This window comes from Polluticoccus soli, from assembly GCF_029269745.1.
Classification (GTDB): domain Bacteria; phylum Bacteroidota; class Bacteroidia; order Chitinophagales; family Chitinophagaceae; genus Polluticoccus; species Polluticoccus soli.
In genome coordinates, this window is the sequence record NZ_JARJHT010000001.1 from 1053479 (window position 1) to 1076471 (window position 22993).

The window sequence follows — 22993 nt, forward strand, 5'->3', positions numbered from 1 at the left end:
GTGTGTTTATAGTTAAGGTTAGGAAACCAGTTCTTTCAACTTCCAGATAAAGGAATGATTCTTTTTCAGCACAAGGTATAACTCACGCCTTCCACCAAAGCTGCGGAAGAACTTTTCTACACCAGCATCCATGCTACCTTCAAGGTCAAATGTTTTGTTGCCGCGTTGTTTTGCTTCTTTTATTGAATGCCATAACAAGGCTGTTATTGCGCGGTAACTATCGCCTCCCGGCTTTTGCGAACCCATGAAGTAATAACTCGTGTCTGCGCTCCATACGTTCCAAACCAGCGCTTGTATTTCGCCGCCTTTTTTCGCTACCCATAGCGCAGCAGTATTATGTTGCATACAAGCATCCATAAGTTTTTGCATGTCGGTCAGCGAATATGGCTGTCCTGCCCCCTTGCCTGTCAGTGTATGTTTCTGGTATTCGTATAGCTTATTGAGATGTTCTGAAGAATCAGCAATATCGAACTCTTTCTCTGCAGCACGTATGTTGCGTCGCAGATTTTCCTTCATGTTCGACAAGAGTTCCTGCTCGGTTGGATGCAGATCAATGAGAAAAGTCTGTTGCACCTGTACCTGCATACCCGCATTCCTAAACATACCTACCTGCCTGATACCGGGCTGCAACGCAAGGTTCCACACCTTAGCCGACGGTATTTGTTTCAGCATTGCAGAGATCGTTTCATGCTCAAAACCATCGCGGTTGCTTTCCTTAAGGTCGGCAGGAAATGAAACAAAAGGCCCCTGGTAAGGACTGAGCCTTGCATTGCGCAGCAACTCAACGCCTATGCGTTTGCTGATAGCATAAGGCCACACACCCGCGATGTTATCGCCGTTCTTTTCAATAGCAACATCCCAATCATCGCAAGTAGCATCCATCCACCAATCGCAAAGGAAGGGTGGCAGATCGTTACGACGACTGCAGAAAGCACGGTATTGTTCTTTGTTGGTCAAGCTATTTGAATTGCAGCACCTTTGCCGGTTGTATACGACGAATATACAACGAGGGAAGCCACATACAAAGTATGCAGAGTAGCAGCGTACCAATATCAATAAGTGCTGCGTCGTACCAGAAAATGCGAACGGGCACCTGTCGCACGTAATAGGTAGTTTCTGACAGGCGAAGAAAACCAGTTTCCTGTTGCAATATGCAAAGCCCGATACCCAGCAGGTTGCCAGCTAATATTCCCATAGCTGCAATAAGGCCCGCGTAATACAGGAAGATCATCTGCATACTGCCCTGCGTCATACCTTGCGCTTTGAACAGACCGACCATGCGAGCATGTTCTACTATTAGTATTAACAAGGCCACTGCGAGGTTGATGATAGCTACCACTGCCATAATAATGATGATGATGCGTGCATTTACATCCTGTAGTTGCAGCCAGTCGTAGATATTGGGAAATATCTCTGCCATGGTGTGCGTGGTGAGCGGCGCTTCCAGGTAATTGTTAAATATTTGCATCGACACCGTGTCTGACGCTTCTTCTTTGTCGAGCATCACCTGGTAGCCGTTGATGTCATTAGGCCCCCAGCTGTTAATACGCTGCAGCAATCGCAGATCACAAATGCCGTACTCTTTGTCCACTTCGTCCATGCCTGTATGGAACGTACCAGCCACTTTTACTTTACGTATACGCGGCAGTGTAGAGCCCGGCTCAAGAAAATACAATTGCACTTCGTCACCGGCGTTCACTTTCAGCCGGCCGGCCATAACGGTCGATAGCAATATTTCTTTAGAGTATGAAGTATCTGAATAGTCGATCCTGCCAGTGAGTGTAATACTCCGGGGAAACTTGTAACTACTATCAACGCCTTTTAGTTGTACGCCCTCCATCAGGTCGTTGGTATGGATTATACCCGGACGAACAGCAAAAGCATCCATGCTTTGCACATGCGGCATTTGCTTCACCTGCATTTCCAGCCTGTGGTCGATCTTTATAGGATCAGGCGTTATGATGGTGCTGGCATTAGGCGTAAATGGGGTAATGTGTACATGTCCCCAGAAGCTGAACAGTTTATCACGTATCTCGTGCTTGAAACCGCTAATGAAGGCCACGGTAATGATCATGGTCGCCACGCTGAGCGCAGTAGCCACTATGGCCAGGCGTATGATGAAAGCCGAGAACCCGTCCCTGCCCCGGAACATAAACCGCCTGGCTATGAAAAATGGTAAGTTCATTCTGTCTGCCTTCAAATATAAGGTGTGAACCTCAGAATACGGTTTAAAAGAACTCTGCCAATAGGCAAAGAAAAAAGGAACCATCGATGATGGTTCCTTTTCAGTAAAGTCTGAGACAATGCCTAGTCCAGAGCAGTAGCACTTTCTATCAGCACGCTTGCTTTGTTGTTCAGCACTTCTACAAAGCCGCCTGAAATTTCATACAGCTCAGTAGTGTTCTTGTCTTTTATGATCTTCATTTTACCCTTGCCCAGCGTAGCGATCATAGGTGCGTGCTTGTCCAGTATCTCGAAAGAACCTTCGATGCCCGGGAGCTGTACGCCAGATACAGTACCGCTATAAACTTTATGCTCAGGTGTCAGAATGTCTAATTGCATTAAAATTAGTTTTTAGCTTGTTCCATCAGTTTCTTACCCTTAGCGATAGCATCTTCGATGTTACCTACCAGGTTGAATGCTGCTTCAGGATATTCGTCAACTTCACCATCCATGATCATGTTGAAGCCGCGGATAGTGTCTTCGATTGGAACCAGTACACCTTTCAGACCAGTGAACTGCTCGGCAACGTGGAACGGCTGAGACAGGAAACGCTGTACTTTACGTGCACGTGCTACTGTTTGTTTATCTTCTTCGCTCAGTTCATCCATACCAAGGATAGCGATGATGTCCTGAAGCTCTTTATAGCGCTGGAGGATCAGCTTCACGCGGTTAGCAGTGTTGTAGTGTGCGTCACCCACGATCTGTGGAGTAAGGATACGTGATGTAGAATCCAGAGGATCTACCGCAGGGTAGATACCCAGATCCGCGATCTTACGGCTAAGTACGGTTGTCGCATCCAGGTGGGCAAAGGTTGTTGCCGGAGCCGGATCGGTCAAGTCATCCGCAGGTACGTATACTGCTTGTACCGAAGTGATCGAACCGTTTTTAGTTGAAGTGATACGCTCTTGCATCAGACCCATTTCTGTAGCCAGTGTAGGCTGGTAACCCACCGCTGATGGCATACGACCCAGAAGAGCCGATACCTCAGAACCTGCCTGGGTGAAACGGAAGATGTTATCTACGAAGAACAGGATGTCTTTACCTTTACCTGTGCCGTCGCCATCACGGAAGTATTCCGCCATGGTAAGACCAGACAGGGCCACACGTGCACGGGCACCTGGGGGTTCGTTCATCTGTCCAAATACGAAAGTAGCTTTTGATTCTTTCAGCTCGTTTTGGTCAACTGCAGACAGGTCCCAGCCACCATTTTCCATGCTGTGTTTGAATTTCTCACCGTATTTCACGATGCCAGCTTCGATCATCTCACGCATCAGGTCATTACCTTCACGTGTACGCTCGCCCACACCGGCAAATACTGACAAACCGCTATATGCTTTCGCGATGTTGTTGATCAGCTCCTGGATAAGTACGGTTTTACCTACACCCGCACCACCAAACAGACCGATCTTACCACCTTTTGCATAAGGCTCGATCAGATCGATAACTTTGATACCTGTGAACAGGATCTCAGAAGCCGTGCTCAGGTTCTCAAATTTCGGCGGTTTAGCATGGATAGGACGACCATTCGCTTTGTTAGGCTGAGGAAGACCATCGATGGCATCACCGGTAACGTTGAACAGACGACCGTGGATCTGCTCGCCTGTAGGCATAGCGATCGCTTTACCGGTGTCAACTACATCCATACCGCGTACCAGACCTTCAGTACCGTCCATCGCTACGCAGCGTACGCTGTCTTCACCAAGGTGCTGTTGTACTTCCAGAACCAGTTTATCGCCGTTAGGACGAGTCAGTTCCAATGCGTTATAGATTTCCGGCAGTTTGTTCTCTGCACTGAAGTGCACGTCTATAACCGGACCGATGATTTGTTTGATTTTACCAACGTTTGGCATAATACTCAGTTATATAAAAAGAAATGGATTCTCTGAAATTTGGCGCAAAGGTAAGGGTATACAGCGGAAATGTCAAAAGTAAAAAGGGAAAAAGAAAATTGCCCCCAATCAGCCATGCAAATATTAAATATACATAAACACTTCAGGTTACTGGAGTCGCTCGTACTCGAACGAAGGGCTGCCTTTTACACCGGCGCTATTGTAGAAATCTAGGAAGCGGATCTTCCAGAACTGGCCCTGGCGGGTGTTGAGCACGTAGGCCTTTTTCTTGTTGACCGTGTATTTACCATTGGGAATGTCGTAATACTTCCAGTCGAAACCGATCACATCACGGTTTTTAAGGAATTTGGCTGTAGCTACGCTGTTTATGGTAACTGCTTCATAACCGGAGGTCGAATCAGCAAATGCTGTAGTTTTATAAGGATTGAGCAGAACACCACTTACCAGGTAAGGGAAGTTGTTCAGATAATAATAAATATACCTGTAGCGCGTGAACACTATATCCCAGGAATCTTTGGGTGGCTCCGGGTAAACAACCTTACCGCCATCGTCAAAGCTGAAATAAGCAAAGTTGTATTTATCGTCCTTGGGTATCCTGACCATTTTGGTGTTCGTACTCCTCAGATCGCCAATTATCATTTGATACTCGGTGGTTGAATAGTCAACCAGCACTATCTTCTTGAACGTGTCTTTAAAATGGGCTGGGTTCATTTTTACCACATACACATCGCTGCCAGCCCTGCGGCTCTTCTTCCAGTTACCAATAGCAGTAGAATCTGGCAGGCCCGAAGGCGAGTCAAATTGCCATTCGCCTGCTTTTATTTTTGGCGGCTCCAGCACAGCCTTGATATCGGTCTGGTGTGTATTGTATACCCACATATCCTTACCACCATTCATAAATACATGAAAACCGGTAGGAGACGCCTCAAACGCGAGGTCCCAGCAATTTATTGCGCTGGTATAAACGGGGTACCCTTTCTCGAAATCGTAAAAGATCTGGTCATGGTAATCCTCGCCCATGTCCACGCGATCTATCGCGGCGACACCTTTTTCAGGCAGGGATATAGGACTTTCTTTTTTCTCGCAGGAAGCCAGCAGGAAACCTATTGCAATAAAAAGAAAACTAATTTGGTACGTCCTCATGACAATGCAAATATCTATTAGCGTCAATAATGTTATGTCAGAGTTTTGTCATTCAGGGCAGTTTGTTAAAAAATCCCCCAAAAGATGACCTTGGCATGTCCATCGCCCCTAAAAAGCGAATAATTAATTAGGTTTGCAGCGAAAAATTCACTCATAATGCGTGTACAACACCTGTTGTTTTTTGTTATTGCACCTGTAATCTTCCTATTTTCTTGCGGATCAGAGAAAAATAAGTTCACTATTACCGGCAATATTACCAATATGCCGGCCCAGAATATCTACCTCGAGGAGCTTAATATTAATGATATCGTTATCCTCGATTCTCAAAAATACAATGGCAATGGCTCTTTCAAACTGTCGGGCAGCGCACCTGAATCGGGATTGTACCGCCTGCGTTTTGACGAGAATAAGTTTGTCCTGTTGTCTATCGACAACAGCAATGTTGATGTAAAAGGCGACTGGCAAGCGCTGGAGAACTACACGGTTTCGGGCTCTTCTAGTTCTGAAAGCTTGAGGAAATTCCTGCTGGCGGTACGTAATCACCTCCGTGATTTTAACACCATGAGCGTGGTGATAGACACATTTGAGTCCCGCGGCAACGACAGCATGCTGACCAAGGCTAAGACCGACCTGCAGGAGATGAACATGAACTTCACCCGCTTTATTGAAGTATATTCGGATACCACCAAATACCTGCCCAATGCCCTGTTTGCAGCCCGTATGCTGAACCCAATGGTAGAGCGTCAATACCTTGATGCGTTTGTAACCAACCTGCCGGGGCGTTTCCCCAATGCTAAAATGGCCAAAGATTTTGCTGCCGACTATAACCGCTTGAAAGCGGCCCAGGGTGCACAGCAGCAGCAACAAGCTCCTGCGGGGCCAGCCATCGGTTCTGCCGCGCCTGAGCTGATACTGACTACCCCTGACGGTAAAGACGTATCGCTGGCTTCGTTCAAAGGCAAATACGTACTGGTTGACTTCTGGGCGTCATGGTGCAGACCATGCAGGGCTGAAAACCCTAATGTTGTAGCTGCATACAGCAAATTCAAAGACAAGAACTTTACCGTACTAGGCGTATCGCTGGACGATAACAAGGACAAATGGACGTCGGCCATCGAGGATGATAAGCTGACCTGGACACACATCAGCGATCTGAAAGGCTGGGAATCTGTAGCTGCGCGCAACTATGATGTGCAGTCTATCCCCAGCAACTTCCTGGTAGACCCTGACGGCCTGATCATTGCCCGTGACCTGCATGGCGCCGACCTGGAGACCACGCTTGCGGGAATACTGAAATAATTGTCACTGCCTGATTAAAAGAAACGCGCTTCGTGAGAAGCGCGTTTCTTTTTACATAGTTCTTTTACCGTCATCTTTGGGAGCGATCAGCCTTACTTTTTTGTAGTGAATGTCAATGCCAACACTAAGTAAGAAAAGGTTGACCTGGTAGCTGGCATATGGCTGCACCTTAACGCCAGCCGCAGTCTGAGTAAAGTCTTTATTCAGGAAATTGCCGGGATAATACTGCGCCTTGATGGTAAAGCCGGGGGAAAACGAGGCACCGAGGAAAACATTTGGCATAATAAGCGGTGTACGCTCGCTAAACCATTCCCTTGTTTTGGTCTTATTGCCGCGGCGGATAAAGCCTTTCTCCTTGTAATGGAACGCCAGATCGGCACCGCCACCCAGCATCACGAAATTGCGTTTACCAAGGTTGCCGATCTTAATACCCAGCGGAACGCCCAGCGTATACACCCTGCGCTTTACCGTGCTATCAAGCGCGTGGAATTTTTCAATAAACCCGATGTTCTTGATACCCAGCCCACTAAACACACCGAAATTGTTGCTGAAATCATGGTTGATGTTCATGCCATAATTGACAAAAAAAGTGAACCTAAGCGGTGTAAGTGCTCCGTCATCACCCGGCCTGTCGATGGTAGAAGTGGAGAAAATAGCGGCGTCCAGGCCATTGCTCCAATAGAAAGTCTTGCTTTTTACCTCCGCCTGTATTTCTACAGCGGTGGTATCGTCCAGGGTATTTATGTCTATATGCTGCGCCAAAGCGGGTGTGGCAAAAAGGCAATTAGCTAAAAATAAAGGAGTAAGGCTGGCAGCCAATCTCATATACATCGGGGTTTGGGGTAAAGATATAAAACAAATTGCCTGTAAAATTTGCAGCTTTTTGGCGTTGGCATAGGTATTGACAACTATATTTACTCTCCCGTTTTGTAGTTTAAGGCGGGGAAAATTGTCATAATGTCCGAAATGAAAGCAATGTTCGATATGTTCACCGGTGTTCAGGAACAGGAAATGGAATTCATGCCCATCGTTCCGCTGGGCGAAGACGAGATGGATGAACAGGAAAAAGGAAGTCTTCCAACAGAGATACCCATCATCGCATTAAGGAATACAGTGTTGTTCCCGAATGTGGTACTACCTATTACCGTAGCGCGCGAGAAATCAGTAAAAGCGATAACGGAAGCCCAGAAGGCCGGCAAGTGGATAGGCGTTGTAGCCCAAAAAGACAGCAACAACGAAGACCCGATGCCCGAAGACGTTTACCAGGTGGGTACGCTGGCCCGCATCGTGAAGCAGATAAAAATGCCCGATGGCAATACGACCATCTTCATCATGGGCCGTATGCGTTTCCAGATAGAAGCGTTCTCGCAGGTAGATCCATATTTCACAGCACACATACGTTACCTCGAAGATAAATTTCCGCAGCAGGATGCCGAGTTCGATGCACTGGTGTCGTCTATCAAAGACCACTCAGAACGCATCGCACAGCAGTCGCCCAATATGCCGACTGAAACAAGCATCGTGCTGCGCAACATAGAACAGCAATCGTTCCTCGTGCACTTCGTCGCTTCTAATATAGCCGCCAAGCTTTCTGAAAAGCAGGCATTGTTGGAAGAGAATGATATCAAAACGCGTGCAGAGAAACTGCTGCAACTGCTGCAGGCAGAACTGCAGTTGGTAGAACTGAAGAACGAGATCACCAATAAAACACGCGCCGACATTGACCGCCAGCAACGCGAGTACTTCTTGCAGCAACAGTTGAAGTCTATACGCGAAGAGCTGGGTGGCGATCCTAATGAGCGTGAAATAAAAGATCTGCAAAAACGCGCTGAAGGCATCACATGGCCGGAATCAGCGAAGGAACTTTTCCAGAAAAACATAGAGAAGCTGGAGCGTATGCACCCCAGCACACCCGACTACTCGGTGATCTATAACCATCTGGACCTGATGCTGGACCTGCCCTGGAGCAGCTACACACAAGACAGCTATGACCTGAAGAAGGCGCAAAAGATACTGGACCATGACCATTACGGCATGGACAAGATAAAAGACCGCATACTGGAATACCTGGCCGTGTTGAAGCTGAAAGGTGATATGAAATCACCGATACTATGCTTCGTTGGCCCTCCGGGTATTGGTAAGACATCGCTTGGCAGGAGCATTGCAAATGCTATCAACAGAAAGTATGTGCGCCTGAGCCTTGGTGGCCTGCACGACGAGAGTGAACTGCGTGGCCACCGCAAGACATACATCGGTGCTATGCCCGGCCGTATCATTCAGTCGCTGCGTAAAGTAAAGTCGGCCAACCCTGTGTTCATTCTCGATGAAATAGACAAGATCGGTAAAGACTTCCGAGGCGACCCAAGTTCTGCCCTGCTGGAGATATTGGACCCTGAACAAAACAATTCGTTTTACGATAACTATCTCGAGTTGGAGTTCGACCTGTCGAAAGTGCTGTTTGTTGCTACTGCCAACACGCTGGCCGACATACAACCTGCCTTGCGCGACAGGTTGGAAATTATCCAGCTGACAGGCTATAGTGCTGAAGAAAAGATACAGATAGCCAAACGCCACCTAATACCAAAACAAAAAGACCTTCACGGCCTCAACAAAGTGCCGATGAAGTTCAATGATAAAGTCATCAACAAGATCGTGCAGGAATACACCCGCGAGTCTGGTGTACGTGAACTAGACAGGTTGATGGCCAGTATTATGCGCTCTACTGCCAAAGACGTGGCCCTGGAACAGAAGGTGAGTCCAACGGTGAGCGACCAACAAGTAGAAAAAGTACTGGGCAAGCCGCGCTTCACCAACGACATCTATACCAAAGGCCATCCACCGGGCGTAGCTGTAGGCCTTGCATGGACCTACGTAGGCGGCGATATCCTGTTCATCGAAACAGGCTTGTCGAAAGGCAAAGGCGGCCTGACACTGACTGGTAATCTGGGTAATGTGATGAAAGAGAGTGCTACTACTGCGCTATCGTACCTTAAAGCGCATGCTGCTGAGTATAAGATAGAGGCCCAGAAGTTTGAAGAGCAGAACATACACATACACGTACCTGAAGGTGCAGTACCTAAAGACGGACCGAGCGCTGGTGTAACGATGCTTACTGCGCTTACATCAGCCTTCACCGGCCGCAAGATCAAACCTTTCCTGGCCATGACTGGAGAGATCACCCTTCGCGGACAAGTATTGCCTGTGGGCGGTATCAAAGAAAAAGTGCTCGCTGCAAAACGCGCGGGCATCAAAGACGTGATACTGTGCGAGCAAAACCAGAAGGATGTAGAAGAGATCAACAAAGCCTACATCAAAGGCATGAAGTTCCACTACGTGAGCGAAATGAGTGAGGTGCTGAACTTTGCGCTGATGAAAAAATAAATTCATTCTTTAACGGATTGTATTTGAAGGGACTACCGTGGTAGTCCCTTTTCTTTTATAACTATTTTTTTGGACATATCAGTTATGTAACGTAACATTACGTTATGAAGCGAAAAACATCGTTACCGACGCTTACCAAGGCCGAAGAAGAAGTGATGCAGATCATCTGGCAACTAGAGCGTTGCCTGGTTCGCGACGTTATCGAGCAGCTTGGAGATCCCGATATGCCGCACAGCACTATTTCCTCTGTTGTACGAATACTGGAGAAGAAAGGGTTTGTTGGTCATAAGGCCTACGGCAAAACCCACGAGTACTTCCCCATCGTAACAAAAGAAGAGTACGCACAGCAAGGCGTAAAGAGCTTGGTTGAAAAATACTTTGGAGGGTCGCCCAAAAAACTGGTAAGCTTCCTGGTGCAAAACGACGACATGAACCTGAAGGAGCTAAATGAAGTATTGAAGCTGCTAGATACCAACAAAAAGAAATAGATCACTCACGCCAAAACTATATCGATTATGAAAAGACTTCTCTCACTGCTTACCTTGACGTTGGTGCCGCAATTGGCTGCCTTTGCCCAAAATGCAACCTATGACAGCCTTGTACACGAGGGCGAAGTATTTTACGATGCCAAGAAATACAAAGCTTCCGGCGAAGCATATGCGGCAGCATTTAAAGCCAACAATAACATGGGTTTTACCCCCGACCGTTATAATGCAGCATGCAGCTGGTCGCAGGCGGGTAATGCAGACTCTGCGTTTTCACAATTACTGCGAATTGCAAAGCGGGGAAACTACAGCAACCTGAATCACTTATTGGTAGATGCAGACCTTACGCAACTGCACAGCGACAAACGTTGGGATGAAGTAGTAACCCTGGTAAAACAAAACAAAGAAAAGGCTGAAGCCAACTTAAACAAGCCATTAGTGGCCATGCTGGATACTATCATGCAAGACGACCAGAAGTACCGTATGCAGATAGATGACATGGAGAAAAAGTACGGTGGCGACTCAAAAGAAATGAAAGAACTGTGGCGAGCAATAGAACGACTTGATTCGATCAACCTGGTTAAGGTGATCGGCATATTAGATAAGTATGGCTGGGTAGGTTATGATGTAGTAGGTGGCCAGGGAGCGCAGGCCTTATTCCTGGTAGTGCAACACGCAGATATCGCCACTCAACAAAAATACTTGCCCCTGATGCGCGAAGCAGTAAAGAATAAAAAAGCATCAGCCTCTGCCCTCGCTCTGCTAGAGGACCGCGTTGCATTACGCACCGGTAAAAAGCAACTTTACGGTAGCCAGATAGGTCGCTTCGCCGACGGCCGGTATTACGTGCAGCCACTAGAAGACGTAGACAATGTAGACAAGCGTCGTGCCGAGGTTGGATTATCGCCACTGGCAGACTATGTGCGCAACTGGCAGATGCAGTGGAGTGCTGCTGATTACAAAAAGCAATTGCCGGAAATTGAAGCTTTTGAGAAAAAGCAAAGCGATAAATAATAGTTGTTCATCTTTAAAAACAGCATTTTATGCTCCAACATCTTTTGAACACTTCCGCAATCTGGTTGCTTAGCCTTGTGTTATTTGATATTTTCCTACGGAAGGAAACATATCATGGGTACAACCGCGCTTACCTGTTGATCACGTTTGTCATTGGTCTGCTGTTACCATTCTGGAGTTGGAGCGACGCGTCAGTGATCGAAGCTACGGGCATGTCGAGACCTGTTGAACGTACAGAAGTAGTGCGCCAAACAATTGTTGATGCCGGAGCAACTACTGCATCTACAAACTGGCTGCAATGGCTGTTGATCGCTTACGCGGTCGGTATCGCAATAAGTGTTGTCTTTCTGATCCGCGACGTGGTGCTCATTATCTCCTACTACAAAACAGGTAAGCGGTCGAAAGACGGCGTATGGACGGTAATTGAAACAAACAAAGAACACAGCCCATTCTCTGCATTCAGATGGGTCTTTATTAACAGCAAAGACAACTATACGCCAAACCAACTGCGTGCAGTACTAACGCATGAGCAGCAACATGGACATTCGCTGCATTTCATAGATCTGCTGCTAATGCAGCTGGCGAGAGTATTTCTCTGGTTTCACCCGCTAGTGTATGTGTTCAATAACCGCCTACTAATGGTCCACGAGTATCAGGCAGATGCCGCAGTAGAGAAACAACCGGAAGAGTATGGTCGCTTTCTGGTAGAGCAAGCTATGCTTCGATCAGCTCCGGCATTATCACATTCTTTTAATCGTTCACCTATTAAAAACCGCATTATTATGCTTACACGTAAGACATCTGCTTTAGCTAAAGGAAAACAATTGGTGATCACACCGTTACTGCTAGTAGCCCTGGTATTCTGTACACAAAAGGGTTTCTCCGACGAAAAGAAAAAGCAAGGCAACAAGTTACACTACAAAGGAAATGTATTTGAGCTCTGGGCGCCGGGGCCAGATACTGTAATGGTGGTAGACCCTACTACCGGCGAAGAGTTTATGAAGATCGCCACCATTGATTCATTTCCTGTAAAAATGAATGACCAACATATCTATAAAGAAGATGAGCTGACGGCAGATGAAAAAATAGCAGCCGATAAAACAAAAGAGGAAATCGAAAATTACATTTTCAAAAACATTAAAACAGATCTGGAAAAGCTTGATGACGGCACTTACTTTATCTTCACATTCCAGACGATAATCGACAAAAAAGGAAAGGTTGTCTATAACCACACCTCGCAGATAAATATCGATGGGAATTCGCCCGAGCGAAAGGACTATAGTACGTTAAACAGAAAAATAAGCGAGGTTCTAAGCAAAGGCAGCAACTTTACACCTGTGAAAAGAGAAGGCACTGCGGTCGTATTTAGATGGAATAACCTTTTTTCGGTGGACGATCTTTTTACAATAAAAGGTCATAAACTATCGAAAGGCCGCCAATAAATAAAAGCTTGCAGCTGCTAAATAGTAAAAAGGGCTTTGCGATCGCAAAGCCCTTTTTTAATGATTTTTAGTGTCTTAGTTCTTCACCGGCAGATAAGAGTATTTATCAGCATACTCCATCATCTGGCTAAAGAAGCTCTCGGGATATTCAACACGAACATCGGTGATCTTGCCATCGCTGTTAACTGGAACCAGTCGTGGCTGAATGAAACCGCGGTAAGGTTTGATACCCAGTTTAGCATAACGTGCCAGCACTTCTTTGTGCAACACAGGATCAACTTTTACACCGTAAGTTTCAACCAGGTTTTTACCCGCTGCATAATCACCTTCAGACTTGATGCGTTGAATTTCGCGCAGCAGCTGACCAAACAGGTTGCGCAGTTTTTGATAGTCGTTTACGCGAACGTAGGTTTTGCCGTCTTTCTTCACGAACTCAACAACGTTGTCTTTCTTGCCCATTTCATAAGCCCAACGAGCATTCACTGCACGGTTCCGCATGTGCGCTTCCTGCAGTTGCTCTCCCGGTTTCAGGCGGGTCAATTGTGTCATCAGGCCATTCATCATGTAACTGTCGTATTCTGCCATGCCTACTTCAATGTTAGGTGCAACACCTATCTCTACCAGTTTAGGATCTATAGCATAATACAGCGCTACCAGGTCGGCACGTGCTTCTTCCAGTGTAGATGCGTAGTTTTTCAAAGTCTTGTCGGTTGTTTCAACACCTGGATTGATCTGGCCCGATGCGTGACCAATACACTCGTGCATGTCTGTGTGCAGATCTGCAGCGAGGTTACCATATTGTTTAGCACGTGCTTTAACAGTATCGTTCACAGCAAATTCATCCAGCATGCCGCCTTTTGCGCTCGCTACATTGTACGAGTGAATGATGTTGCTGAGCGATACTGATTTAGAACCGTGGTTCTTGCGTATCCAGTCAGCGTTTGGCAGGTTAACACCTATTGGTGTGCTTGGTGCAGCATCACCGCTTTCTACCATTACGGTGATTGCTTTGGCAGTGATACCAGTCACACTCTTTTTCTTATGATCAGGCATTAATGGCGAGTTATCTTCAAACCACTGTGCTTGCTTAGCAATAGCAGAAATGCGTTTAGTAGCTTCGAGGTCTTTCATCGACACTACGCTTTCGTAGCTGCCTTTTTTACCGATAGCATCAAGATACACTTCGATGAAACCATTCACAACATCGATACGTGATGCGGTATCATGTGCCCATGCAATGCTGTAGTCATCAAAAGTTTTCAGATCGCCTGTCTTATAGTATTGTATTAACAGGTCGAGCGATTTTTTCTGTTGGGCATTTTCAGCCACACCCGATGCTTTTTCCAGCCAGCCAATGATGCGGTCGATAGCAGGTGAGTACATACCACCAATTTTCCAAACCTTCTCTACTACCTGGCCATTTTCTTTCATGGTCTTGCTGTTCAAACCCCATGAGGGTGCGTCGCCTTTGGTATCAAACTTTGCGTAGAATGCTTCTACTTCTTTTTGCGTAACACCTTCGTAGAAGTTGTTAGAAGAGTTCACGATGTTGTCAACGTTCGGACGCAGATCAACTACTGTAGGTTCTACTTTAGGATCGAAAACCAGCGGCTTGATGCGCGCAAGAAATGCATCAACGGTCTCACCCTGTTCCAGCGGTAGCTTCGATTGGTCGCTGCCTTTTACCAGCGTAGCGAAATATTCATAGCTGTGCTCAGGTATGAATTTCTCGTTGCTATAGTGGTGGTGGTTGCCATTGCTGAACCAGAAACGGCCTGCATAATCTTCAAACTTTTTCCAGTCTGCTGCCGATTTATCTCCGCTATAAGTGCCGTACACTGCTTCAATAGTTTTGCGCAGCAGCAGGCCATATTTACTCTTCTGATCGTAGATGATATCGCGACCAGCCAGGGCGGCCTCATACAAATAATATGCAAGCTGTTTTTGCTGTAGACTCAGTTCATTGAAGCCTGGCACCTGGTAACGCAGCACCTGGAGGTCTGCAAACGACTCTGCTTCTACTTTAAAGCTTGTGTCATAACCTGAAGCAACAGCGGGTGTTTCAGGAGTCTCTGCGCTGCTCACATTACCGCTCTGACAGGCGGTAAAGAGCATAGAAGAACCAATTATCGCCATAGCCGGCAAGGTTAGTTTTTTCATATAAAAAATAAAGGATTACGCTTAAAAATAGGGCTTTCAAGACAGGAACAGAAATCTCATCAGAAATTCACCCTTACCGTGTGATTATCAGGCTCTATTGCATTAAAACGATTAATTTTGGCAGCTTATGAAATACCGCCTGCTCATTGCTGCGTGCGCCTTTGTTGCGGCATGCAATACCCCCAAACAAGGAACTGATTTTGCCACGTTACCGGCTAATACACTGCTTGCCGCTGACAGCGTAAAGGTTGAAGAAGACAGCCTGAACAATACGTACTTTTCCGTAAAACTCCAGACCTCGGACAAAACAGCAAAAGGCATTTATAATGTCATGGCTACCTGGGGTGGCAACATTGCAGATTCTAAGTTCACTCTCCCAAAAGGCGGCGAAAAATTCAAGCCTGCGCTGCATCGTGAAACTGCGCCTTATAGTTTCATGATCGGTTTCCATATGGAAGATGATACAACATTCTATCCTTATTACCAGGTGAAAGCCGAGCAGGGAACGATCAAGATGAACTATGTAAAATCTTACACTTTCGAATAAACAAGAGCCGCCACCAAGCGGCTTTTTCGTTTTTAACCGCCAGTTACAATTCCATGAAAACTGTTGTATGAACATACGCTGAATGTTTCATTTGCATTAACTTTAAAGTACCCAACACTTAAACCTATGAAACCAGTTCTTATCGCACTGAGCTTATTTATTTCAAGCCAGGTTTTCGCTCAAGGCTTTTCTGCAGGCTTGCGCACTGGGGCAACAAATTGGTTCTCTTTGAATGCGCACAAAGAAAAGTCTGTCGTAACGAAAGGTACTTTTACATGGAATAAGGAAGCTTATGCGCGATATGAAACAAAACGCGGATTAGCTTTTGAATTTTCAGCCATGCAATACATCCCTAATCAGGTTGAATGGTACCAAGCTCCGCTTTGCATGGCCGGCGAGGAATTATTGTCGTTGAATGAAAAGTACAATGCAGCAGAATTCATGTTGTCGGTACAATATAGGATTGCAAGCGACAATAGCACAAAACTTAAAAGCTATCTCGGATTATCCTTCTCACAAACCCGGGTGTATTCCACTACAGCCGTTACTATCCGCGACATAAGCACAGCTAGCGTACGCAATGAAGTATGGAAATACACTTCGGGCTTAGTTTATTGTGGCGTTAGCAATTTCACCTCTTACCAGCTTACAAAACACATTAATATCGTATCTGCACTGTCGTTCAAATTCGATCCGGAAAATATTTTTGAAAGGTCTCGCTGGGACATTGATGAGTATTCGCCGAATTCGAATGTAACATGGAATATAGGATGTGGCTACACCTTCTAATTCTCCAAACAAAAAAGACTTCCCTATGAAATCAATCCTGTTTATCCTCGGCCTTTCATTTATCGCTTCTGCTATAACAGCACAGCGTTTTTCTGCGGGCGTACGCAATGGGGCAAGCTATTGGCCAGCAACTCAGTATACCGTTGAAGTCGTCAAAGGAACCAATGGGTTCAGTTGGGAGAAATCCATCTATGGAAGGTATGAGAGTAATAAACGGTTTGCAGCTGACCTTGCGATCACACACAACAAGCTTAACTATCAATACCCACCACAAGATGTCATTGTCTTTGATGCTCCATCTTATCGTGAACTAAATTACCGGCGCATCGTCAATACTTTCGACTGCCAGGCGTCTGCGCAATGGCGTGTCACAAAAGCCTCGTCCCTAATCAAAAGTTATTTTGGTGCCAGCATAACGTATGGCAGACAGTCCGATCACCATAGTTTTACAGCGCAGGAAATTCCTAGTAATGAATTGTATGATCGCGAATGGACTGCTAATTATGGTCTGGCATTCGTCGGTTTAAATAACTACACCTCCTATGCCATCAACAAGCACATTAATGTCCATTCAGCGATTTCATTTGACATCAATCCCGATCATGGTTTATCAAGCCTTAGACCTGCAAAGCAATTTCCGGAATCAAAAGTAAGCTGGACCATCGGCTGTGGCTATACTTTCTAAATCGTCTGCTATATTATCGTCACCTTCGACAGATCAGCCCCCAAACCTTTAAGCGAAGCATAGGTCAACTTATCCATCGTCGCGCCGTCGAAGCGGATGGTTGCAATGGCGCGGTAGTATCTATTGGTCAAAGCAAACGTAGAACGGAAGGACACGTTTTTGAGTGTGGCGCCGTTGAACGTCGCGTCATTCATCGCGCCGTTGTGAAACTTAACACCGATAAAGGTCTGTCCATCAAAGCGCACGCCACGAAGGTCCGAACAGTCAAAGTCCACACCAGTAAAGACACAGTTTTCGAAGATCGTTTTTGTGAGGTCGGTTTTGGTAAGCTTTACGTCGACGAGTTCCGCATTTATGAACTTTGCACCGTCTAGTCCTGATTTGTTGAATTCGGTCCGTACAAGAATGGTTTTGTCGAAACTGGCACCTGTGAGATCACTTACCGACAGGGTACAATCTGTCAGGTTCGCGCCGTCAAAACTGGCCTCCCGCACATCGCTACCGGTAATGGAGCTGCCAGTCAGATCCGAACCGGAAAAATCGGATCCGCGCAATGCGCTGCCATAAAACTTCCTTTTGTGCGCAGTAACACCAGCGAAGTCTGTATTAGCGAGATTGCCGCCATTGAAATTCGTCAGCAGATCCGGCTCCTGCGAGCGGGAAAGGTTGGCAACCACATCTAGTGTAGCAGCATTGTCGTCCTGCGCGGATATATCGGCATTAGCCGATGGAAAGTTTTCTGAGAAATAGTTGAGGTCAACACCCAGGATCTCCGCCAATCTGGCAAAGGTTATGATGTCCGGGATGGATTCTCCCCGTTCCCATTTCCCTACCGCCTGCGGACTGATAAAAAGAAGCTGGGCAAGCTGTGCCTGCGACATGTTTTTCTCCTTCCGTGCTTTGGCAATTTTGCTGCCGATCGTATTTGCATCCATTAGTACTCGTCGTTTGTTTTTTTCCGACGCTGCAAAGGTATTTTGCCGCATCCCCGGCGTCACTAAAAACGCCGCTCCTCTTAGTTGTAGGTCCACTACTTGCAGTTGTATTTCGACATCCGGTGGTTGTTTACCGGCTTTTCGGCCTGATGAACTTCAAATGCGTCTGTTCAAAGCCATTCTGCAAGTAAAAGCCATGTGCCTTAGTGCGGCGCTTGTTGGATGATACCTCCAATACATCATAAGGTACATTAGCAAGTATTTTGTCCAGCTCATCCAGTAATTGCTTGCCCACACCTTTGCTGCGCCAGGCATCTTCTACATATAGCTCTTGTACCTCGTAAACCCAATTAGCATGATGCAGCAACATCTGCCCCTGGCAGCTAAGAAAGCCAATAGGCGTGCCTCCATCTTCAGCCAGCAAGTAATGATTGTATGGTGAGTTGCTATTGTACTCGTAACAGATGTCAAAACCTCCGCGATCCATCTGCTTCTCTTCCAGTAAACAAATGAAACGGTAAACAGTATCTGCATCAGCCAGTGTTGCCTTGCGTATGTGCATACCTGAAGTTACAGTAAATAAAAATCCCCTGCCTTTCGGCAGGGGATCGTATGACTTAACTAATCTTAGTTATTAGTTTTTGAACTGAGGGATCAGGTCTTGTGCCATTTTCACCATCTTGTTCAGACCGTCTTCAGGCAGGTTACCTTTCTTGAATTCAGCCAGCAGTTCAGGCATTTTCAGTTCCATGTCGCGGATGAATGCGTCTTCAAACGCCCTCATGTTCTTAACAGGCACTTCACGCACCAGGTTGTTAGTACCCAGGTAGATAATAGCAACTTGTTTTTCTACGCTGAACGGAGTGTACTGAGGTTGTTTCAGGATCTCCACGTTACGGCTACCTTTATCCAGTACTACTTTCGTAGCAGCATCCAGGTCACCACCGAATTTAGAGAACGCTTCCATTTCGCGGTAAAGAGCCTGGTCAAGCTTCAGCGTACCAGCTACTTTCTTCATCGATTTGATCTGAGCGCTACCACCCACACGGCTTACCGAGATACCTACGTTGATCGCAGGGCGGATACCGGCGTTGAACAGGTTCGACTCAAGGAAGATCTGACCATCAGTGATCGAGATAACGTTTGTAGGGATGTATGCAGATACGTCACCAGCTTGCGTTTCGATGATCGGAAGGGCTGTCAGAGAACCACCACCTTTTACTAGGTGTTTGATGCTTTCCGGCAGGTCGTTCATGTTCTTAGCGATGTCATCGTTGTTGATAACTTTCGCAGCGCGCTCCAGCAGACGGCTGTGCAGGTAGAATACGTCACCAGGGTAAGCTTCGCGGCCCGGAGGACGACGCAGCAGCAGAGATACCTCGCGGTAAGCCACAGCTTGCTTAGACAGATCATCGTATACAACCAGTGCAGGACGTCCTGTATCGCGGTAGAACTCACCGATAGCAGCACCAGCGAACGGAGCGAAGAACTGCAGCGGAGCTGGTTCTGACGCAGAAGCCGCTACGATGGTAGTGTAAGCCATAGCGCCATGCTCTTCCAGTGTTTTCATAACACCGGCGATAGTAGATGCTTTCTGGCCGATCGCTACGTATATGCAATAAACAGGTTTACCTGCTGCGTAAAATTCTTTTTGGTTGATGATGGTATCGATACAGATGGCAGTTTTACCAGTCTGACGGTCACCGATAACCAGCTCACGTTGACCACGACCTACAGGGATCATCGCATCGATAGCTTTAACACCTGTCTGCAGCGGTTCTTTTACCGGCTCACGGAAGATAACGCCCGGCGCTTTACGCTCCAGTGGCATTTCATACAGGTCACCTTTCAGCGGACCTTTACCATCGATAGGCTCACCCAGTGTATTTACTACACGGCCGGCCATACCTTCACCTACTTTAATAGAGGCGATCTTACCGGTACGTTTTACCTGAGCACCTTCTTTAATGTCGGTATACTCACCCATCATTACCACACCCACGTTATCCTCTTCAAGGTTCAGGGCGATGGCTTTAACGCCGTTCTCAAATTCAACCAGTTCACCCTGGCGCACGCCATTCAGGCCATATACGCGGGCGATACCATCACCTACCTGAAGTACGGTACCTACTTCTTCCAGGTTGGCAGAAGCGTTGAAGTTGGTTAACTGCTGGCGAAGTATCGCCGATATTTCATCCGGTTTAATCTCAACCATGATTTATTGATTTATAATTCAAAAAGTTGTTTCTAAAATTAATTACCCAGTTCGCTAACGTATATGTTCTTCAGGAACTGCGCTTTTACATCATTCAGGTCGCGGCGAATGCTGGCGTCAACCAGGTTATCACCTACCTGCAGTACAAACCCGCCTATCAGCTCCGGTTTGATCTCTTCTTTCAGTTCGATCTTGGCACCTGGCATACCGGCTTCTACTTTGGCGCGGATAGCTTGCTTCACGCTATCGCTGAGCGGCATAGCTGAAGACAGCTTAACGGTTTTGATGTTTTTCATCTCCTTGTACTGGCTGATGAAAGCATCCGCAATTTCAGGCAGATTGCCTTCGCGGCCTTTGTTCACCAGCAGGGCGATGAAGGCCTTGCTCAGTGCACTGAGACGTTCGCCGATAACAGCATTGATGATCGTTTGCTTTTTGTCAGCTTTTATGATCGGGCTGCGCAGCATGTTGGCAAAGTCGCGGCTCTGGTGACTAACAGCTGACAGCAACTGTACATCCGCCAAAGTTGTCTCTAACTGGTTTTGCTCAATGGCAAGGTCCAGCAGCGATTTTGCATAACGTGACGCGAGACGTGGATTTTGCATAGTATCTATTTAATACCTGTCGTTAAGGCAGGAATTAGTTCAGTTTAATTTCTTCAGCCAGCAATTTAGCATAGTCGTTTTGCGCGTCGGCACCAGCCAGTTGTTTGCGCAGTACTTTCTCAGCTACTTCTACAGCCAGGTTGCCTATCTCGTTCTTAACTTCAGTAAGAGCGGCCATTTTCTGCTGCTGAATTTGTTGTGATGCGTCGGCCATCATTTTATCAGTGATAGCTTTAGTATCTTCTTTTGCTTTGCCTATGATGCGCTCGTATTCGTCTTTAGCTTCTTTCAGGATCTGAGAGCGTTTTTCACGAGCATCAGCCATGATCTTTTCGTTCTCAGCTTGCATCTGGCCCATTTCTTTCTTCAGGCGTTCAGCAGAAGCGATAGAATCAGCGATGCCTGTTTCGCGCTCGCTCAGTGCATTCAGGATGGGTTTCCATGCAAACTTGCGCAGGATGAAAAACACAGCAAGAAACGCGATCAGCGTCCAGACAAATAAGCCTAATTCGGGAGTAAGCAAATCCATAATTATCTATTTATAGTATTGTTTTCGTTTGTTGTTTCTTCTCATCAAAAAAAAATAACTGCGCCCATCGCCCTGTGCTTTGGGCGCAGTTAAAAAGTTGTACTTACAGTACGATAGCCAGCAGACCAGCGATAACGCCGAACAGGGCAACGCCCTCTACGAAGGCAGCTGTAAGGATCATGTTAGCACGGATGTCGCCAGAAGCTTCTGGTTGACGAGCGATAGATTCTACCGCACCTTTACCGATTTGACCGATACCAACGCCTGCACCCAGTGCAGCGATACCAGCACCGATAGCACCACCTGCAGCGGCTGTACCATCAATTGCTAACAAAACTGTGTTTAACAAAGACATGTTATATGGATTTTTGATGAAAAAACTAATTAAGCAATGATCTCTTCTTTCGAAACGTTGTATTTCTGACCAGTCTCAGGATTGTGTGCATGATAGTCTTCATGCGCATGATCGTGTTGGTGTCCTTCTTCAATAGCCTGGCCGATGAACACAGCTGTCAGGTTAGTAAAGATGAACGCCTGGATAGCTGCTACCAGCAACTCAAGGAAGAACATGAATATCGAGAAAGCCAGTGATACCGGTACAAAGCCCCAACCGGCTACTTCGCTCAGTGCACCGAAGATGAAGATCATAGAGATAACGCTCAGGATTACGATGTGGCCAGCAAGGATGTTGGCGAAAAGACGTATCATGAGGGCGATGGGTTTGATGAACAGCGAGATGATCTCGATAGGTACCAGCAAAAACTTAACACCCAGGGGTACTCCCGGAGGGTTGAACAGGTGGCCCCAGAAATGCTTGTTACCGCTGAACACCATTACCAGGAAAGCTACTACTGCGAGGCAAGCCGTAACTGCGATGTTGCCGGTAAAATTGGCACCACCTGGCAGCAGACCCAGCAGGTTGTTGATCCAGATAAAGAAGAAGATGGTAAGCAGCAGCGGCATATAGCGCATGTACTTATGACCCAGGTTAGGTTTACCAACTTCGTCGCGGATGAAAGTCAGAACAGGCTCCAGTGCATTCTGCATGCCGGTAGGAGCTTTCATTACGCCGTTCTTTTTATACTTACCAGCAACGCTCAGCATGATCCACAGCAGCAATACTACTGAGATGATCATTGACAGTACGTTCTTGGTAATAGAGAAGTCGATGATAGAAGCGCCGTCTTCAGAAACGATCTTTTCTTTCATGCCGTGCTGCAGGCTGTAGCCTTCGTGGCTGGCATGACCGTGCTCGAACTTTGAAGCTGAGAACGTAGAAAGACCTTTCTCAGGATGCCAGATCATCACAGGCAGCGACATGCTCACCGGCTCACCGTTCACGTCGAACAGGTGCCAGTAGTGAGAATCGCTAATGTGACCGAAGATAACTTCGGAAGCATTGAAGCCTTTTTTCTCTTCATGCTGACCTTCGTGACCAGCCGCAGCAGCTTCGTGCTGGGCAGGCTCGTGGCCTTCTTCGTGTTGAGCAATAGCTTTATTAGATACGCTAAACAGCGCAAAAGTCAATATCAGTACGGAAAACAGACGTCTGGAAATCATTACGCAGCCCTGAAATTTTGCGCAAAGATACTAGTTTTCGGTCAAGAAAAAAGTGTGATAATCTTTTTTATAGCAGACAGTTTAAAAGCACTTAATACATTATTTATTTTACACATATTGTTTGACATTCA

General features: G+C 46.6%; 22 protein-coding genes. 8 read left to right on the plus strand and 14 right to left on the minus strand.

The features are described 5' to 3' along the window. Window positions 1-18: 18 nt before the first annotated feature. The 5 genes from P2W83_RS04795 to P2W83_RS04815 form a co-directional block, all read right to left on the minus strand. Window positions 19-957: a GNAT family N-acetyltransferase gene (locus P2W83_RS04795; protein WP_276132557.1), complete on the minus strand. Its 939-nt coding sequence runs from the start codon at window positions 955-957 to the stop codon at window positions 19-21. Window position 958: 1 nt separating this feature from the next. Beyond that, on the minus strand, window positions 959-2185 hold the full coding sequence (locus P2W83_RS04800; protein ID WP_276132558.1) for an ABC transporter permease: 1227 nt from the start codon (window positions 2183-2185) through the stop codon (window positions 959-961). 122 nt (window positions 2186-2307) lie between these two features. Continuing rightward, complete coding sequence (gene atpC / locus P2W83_RS04805; protein WP_276132559.1) at window positions 2308-2562, minus strand: ATP synthase F1 subunit epsilon; 255 nt, start codon at window positions 2560-2562, stop codon at window positions 2308-2310. 5 nt (window positions 2563-2567) lie between these two features. After that, window positions 2568-4073 carry a F0F1 ATP synthase subunit beta gene (atpD, locus tag P2W83_RS04810; RefSeq protein ID WP_276132560.1) on the minus strand — a complete coding sequence of 502 codons (1506 nt, stop codon included), beginning with the start codon at window positions 4071-4073 and terminating at the stop codon, window positions 2568-2570. 147 nt (window positions 4074-4220) lie between these two features. Continuing rightward, the gene (locus P2W83_RS04815) at window positions 4221-5216 is read right to left on the minus strand and encodes an HmuY family protein (protein ID WP_276132561.1); all 996 of its coding nucleotides are present in this window, start codon (window positions 5214-5216) and stop codon (window positions 4221-4223) included. A gap of 156 nt (window positions 5217-5372) precedes the next feature. On the opposite strand from P2W83_RS04815, the gene P2W83_RS04820 reads away from it, so the two are divergent. Continuing rightward, the gene (locus P2W83_RS04820; protein ID WP_276132562.1) at window positions 5373-6515 is read left to right on the plus strand and encodes a TlpA disulfide reductase family protein; all 1143 of its coding nucleotides are present in this window, start codon (window positions 5373-5375) and stop codon (window positions 6513-6515) included. A gap of 51 nt (window positions 6516-6566) precedes the next feature. On the opposite strand, the gene P2W83_RS04825 is transcribed toward P2W83_RS04820, so the two are convergent. After that, the gene (locus P2W83_RS04825) at window positions 6567-7340 is read right to left on the minus strand and encodes a hypothetical protein (protein WP_276132563.1); all 774 of its coding nucleotides are present in this window, start codon (window positions 7338-7340) and stop codon (window positions 6567-6569) included. A gap of 132 nt (window positions 7341-7472) precedes the next feature. Here P2W83_RS04825 and lon point away from each other — a divergent pair, with 132 nt between their 5' ends. From lon to P2W83_RS04845, 4 genes are all read left to right on the plus strand, one after another. Beyond that, on the plus strand, window positions 7473-9896 hold the full coding sequence (gene lon / locus P2W83_RS04830) for an endopeptidase La (protein ID WP_276132564.1): 2424 nt from the start codon (window positions 7473-7475) through the stop codon (window positions 9894-9896). A gap of 104 nt (window positions 9897-10000) precedes the next feature. Then, complete coding sequence (locus tag P2W83_RS04835) at window positions 10001-10384, plus strand: BlaI/MecI/CopY family transcriptional regulator (RefSeq protein WP_276132565.1); 384 nt, start codon at window positions 10001-10003, stop codon at window positions 10382-10384. A gap of 27 nt (window positions 10385-10411) precedes the next feature. After that, the gene (locus tag P2W83_RS04840) at window positions 10412-11395 is read left to right on the plus strand and encodes a DUF6624 domain-containing protein (protein WP_276132566.1); all 984 of its coding nucleotides are present in this window, start codon (window positions 10412-10414) and stop codon (window positions 11393-11395) included. A gap of 29 nt (window positions 11396-11424) precedes the next feature. After that, window positions 11425-12837: a M56 family metallopeptidase gene (locus tag P2W83_RS04845; protein ID WP_276132567.1), complete on the plus strand. Its 1413-nt coding sequence runs from the start codon at window positions 11425-11427 to the stop codon at window positions 12835-12837. A gap of 75 nt (window positions 12838-12912) precedes the next feature. On the opposite strand, the gene P2W83_RS04850 is transcribed toward P2W83_RS04845, so the two are convergent. Next, entirely contained in the window at window positions 12913-14997 is a 2085-nt protein-coding gene (locus tag P2W83_RS04850) for a dipeptidyl-peptidase 3 family protein (RefSeq protein ID WP_276132568.1), read from the minus strand. A gap of 127 nt (window positions 14998-15124) precedes the next feature. On the opposite strand from P2W83_RS04850, the gene P2W83_RS04855 reads away from it, so the two are divergent. The 3 genes from P2W83_RS04855 (at window position 15125) to P2W83_RS04865 (ending at window position 17018) form a co-directional block, all read left to right on the plus strand. Beyond that, on the plus strand, window positions 15125-15544 hold the full coding sequence (locus P2W83_RS04855; RefSeq protein WP_276132569.1) for a hypothetical protein: 420 nt from the start codon (window positions 15125-15127) through the stop codon (window positions 15542-15544). A gap of 126 nt (window positions 15545-15670) precedes the next feature. Further along, a complete protein-coding gene (locus P2W83_RS04860) occupies window positions 15671-16333 on the plus strand; it encodes a hypothetical protein (RefSeq protein ID WP_276132570.1) in 663 nt (220 codons plus the stop codon). A 25-nt stretch (window positions 16334-16358) separates the two neighbouring features. After that, window positions 16359-17018 carry a hypothetical protein gene (locus P2W83_RS04865; protein ID WP_276132571.1) on the plus strand — a complete coding sequence of 220 codons (660 nt, stop codon included), beginning with the start codon at window positions 16359-16361 and terminating at the stop codon, window positions 17016-17018. 8 nt (window positions 17019-17026) lie between these two features. Here P2W83_RS04865 and P2W83_RS04870 read toward each other — a convergent pair whose 3' ends face one another. The 7 genes from P2W83_RS04870 to atpB all read right to left on the minus strand — a co-directional run bounded on the left by P2W83_RS04870 (window position 17027) and on the right by atpB (window position 22862). Continuing rightward, window positions 17027-17953 carry a pentapeptide repeat-containing protein gene (locus tag P2W83_RS04870; protein WP_276132572.1) on the minus strand — a complete coding sequence of 309 codons (927 nt, stop codon included), beginning with the start codon at window positions 17951-17953 and terminating at the stop codon, window positions 17027-17029. A gap of 130 nt (window positions 17954-18083) precedes the next feature. Further along, entirely contained in the window at window positions 18084-18515 is a 432-nt protein-coding gene (locus P2W83_RS04875; RefSeq protein ID WP_276132573.1) for a GNAT family N-acetyltransferase, read from the minus strand. A 72-nt stretch (window positions 18516-18587) separates the two neighbouring features. Further along, a complete protein-coding gene (atpA, locus tag P2W83_RS04880) occupies window positions 18588-20168 on the minus strand; it encodes a F0F1 ATP synthase subunit alpha (RefSeq protein ID WP_276132574.1) in 1581 nt (526 codons plus the stop codon). Between the two features lie 38 nt (window positions 20169-20206). After that, window positions 20207-20773 (minus strand): ATP synthase F1 subunit delta, encoded by a 567-nt coding sequence (gene atpH, locus P2W83_RS04885; RefSeq protein ID WP_276132575.1) that lies wholly within the window; start codon window positions 20771-20773, stop codon window positions 20207-20209. A 34-nt stretch (window positions 20774-20807) separates the two neighbouring features. Beyond that, a complete protein-coding gene (atpF, locus tag P2W83_RS04890) occupies window positions 20808-21302 on the minus strand; it encodes a F0F1 ATP synthase subunit B (RefSeq protein ID WP_276132576.1) in 495 nt (164 codons plus the stop codon). 103 nt (window positions 21303-21405) lie between these two features. Then, window positions 21406-21657, minus strand: a complete 252-nt coding sequence (gene atpE / locus P2W83_RS04895; protein ID WP_276132577.1) for an ATP synthase F0 subunit C — start codon at window positions 21655-21657, stop codon at window positions 21406-21408. Window positions 21658-21686: 29 nt separating this feature from the next. Beyond that, window positions 21687-22862 (minus strand): F0F1 ATP synthase subunit A, encoded by a 1176-nt coding sequence (gene atpB, locus P2W83_RS04900; protein WP_276132578.1) that lies wholly within the window; start codon window positions 22860-22862, stop codon window positions 21687-21689. Between the last annotated feature and the right edge of the window lie 131 nt (window positions 22863-22993).

Excerpts from the sequence above, each read along its gene's own strand:
- P2W83_RS04800 (WP_276132558.1), bottom strand. The coding sequence starts at position 2,185 with ATGAACTTACCATTTTTCATAGCCAGGCGGTTTATGTTCCGGGGCAGG.
- atpC (WP_276132559.1), bottom strand. The coding sequence starts at position 2,562 with ATGCAATTAGACATTCTGACACCTGAGCATAAAGTTTATAGCGGTACT.
- atpD (WP_276132560.1), bottom strand. The coding sequence starts at position 4,073 with ATGCCAAACGTTGGTAAAATCAAACAAATCATCGGTCCGGTTATAGAC.
- P2W83_RS04815 (WP_276132561.1), bottom strand. The coding sequence starts at position 5,216 with ATGAGGACGTACCAAATTAGTTTTCTTTTTATTGCAATAGGTTTCCTG.
- P2W83_RS04820 (WP_276132562.1), top strand. The coding sequence starts at position 5,373 with ATGCGTGTACAACACCTGTTGTTTTTTGTTATTGCACCTGTAATCTTC.
- P2W83_RS04825 (WP_276132563.1), bottom strand. The coding sequence starts at position 7,340 with ATGAGATTGGCTGCCAGCCTTACTCCTTTATTTTTAGCTAATTGCCTT.
- lon (WP_276132564.1), top strand. The coding sequence starts at position 7,473 with ATGTCCGAAATGAAAGCAATGTTCGATATGTTCACCGGTGTTCAGGAA.
- P2W83_RS04835 (WP_276132565.1), top strand. The coding sequence starts at position 10,001 with ATGAAGCGAAAAACATCGTTACCGACGCTTACCAAGGCCGAAGAAGAA.
- P2W83_RS04840 (WP_276132566.1), top strand. The coding sequence starts at position 10,412 with ATGAAAAGACTTCTCTCACTGCTTACCTTGACGTTGGTGCCGCAATTG.
- P2W83_RS04845 (WP_276132567.1), top strand. The coding sequence starts at position 11,425 with ATGCTCCAACATCTTTTGAACACTTCCGCAATCTGGTTGCTTAGCCTT.
- P2W83_RS04850 (WP_276132568.1), bottom strand. The coding sequence starts at position 14,997 with ATGAAAAAACTAACCTTGCCGGCTATGGCGATAATTGGTTCTTCTATG.
- P2W83_RS04855 (WP_276132569.1), top strand. The coding sequence starts at position 15,125 with ATGAAATACCGCCTGCTCATTGCTGCGTGCGCCTTTGTTGCGGCATGC.
- P2W83_RS04860 (WP_276132570.1), top strand. The coding sequence starts at position 15,671 with ATGAAACCAGTTCTTATCGCACTGAGCTTATTTATTTCAAGCCAGGTT.
- P2W83_RS04865 (WP_276132571.1), top strand. The coding sequence starts at position 16,359 with ATGAAATCAATCCTGTTTATCCTCGGCCTTTCATTTATCGCTTCTGCT.
- P2W83_RS04870 (WP_276132572.1), bottom strand. The coding sequence starts at position 17,953 with ATGGATGCAAATACGATCGGCAGCAAAATTGCCAAAGCACGGAAGGAG.
- P2W83_RS04875 (WP_276132573.1), bottom strand. The coding sequence starts at position 18,515 with ATGCACATACGCAAGGCAACACTGGCTGATGCAGATACTGTTTACCGT.
- atpA (WP_276132574.1), bottom strand. The coding sequence starts at position 20,168 with ATGGTTGAGATTAAACCGGATGAAATATCGGCGATACTTCGCCAGCAG.
- atpH (WP_276132575.1), bottom strand. The coding sequence starts at position 20,773 with ATGCAAAATCCACGTCTCGCGTCACGTTATGCAAAATCGCTGCTGGAC.
- atpF (WP_276132576.1), bottom strand. The coding sequence starts at position 21,302 with ATGGATTTGCTTACTCCCGAATTAGGCTTATTTGTCTGGACGCTGATC.
- atpE (WP_276132577.1), bottom strand. The coding sequence starts at position 21,657 with ATGTCTTTGTTAAACACAGTTTTGTTAGCAATTGATGGTACAGCCGCT.
- atpB (WP_276132578.1), bottom strand. The coding sequence starts at position 22,862 with ATGATTTCCAGACGTCTGTTTTCCGTACTGATATTGACTTTTGCGCTG.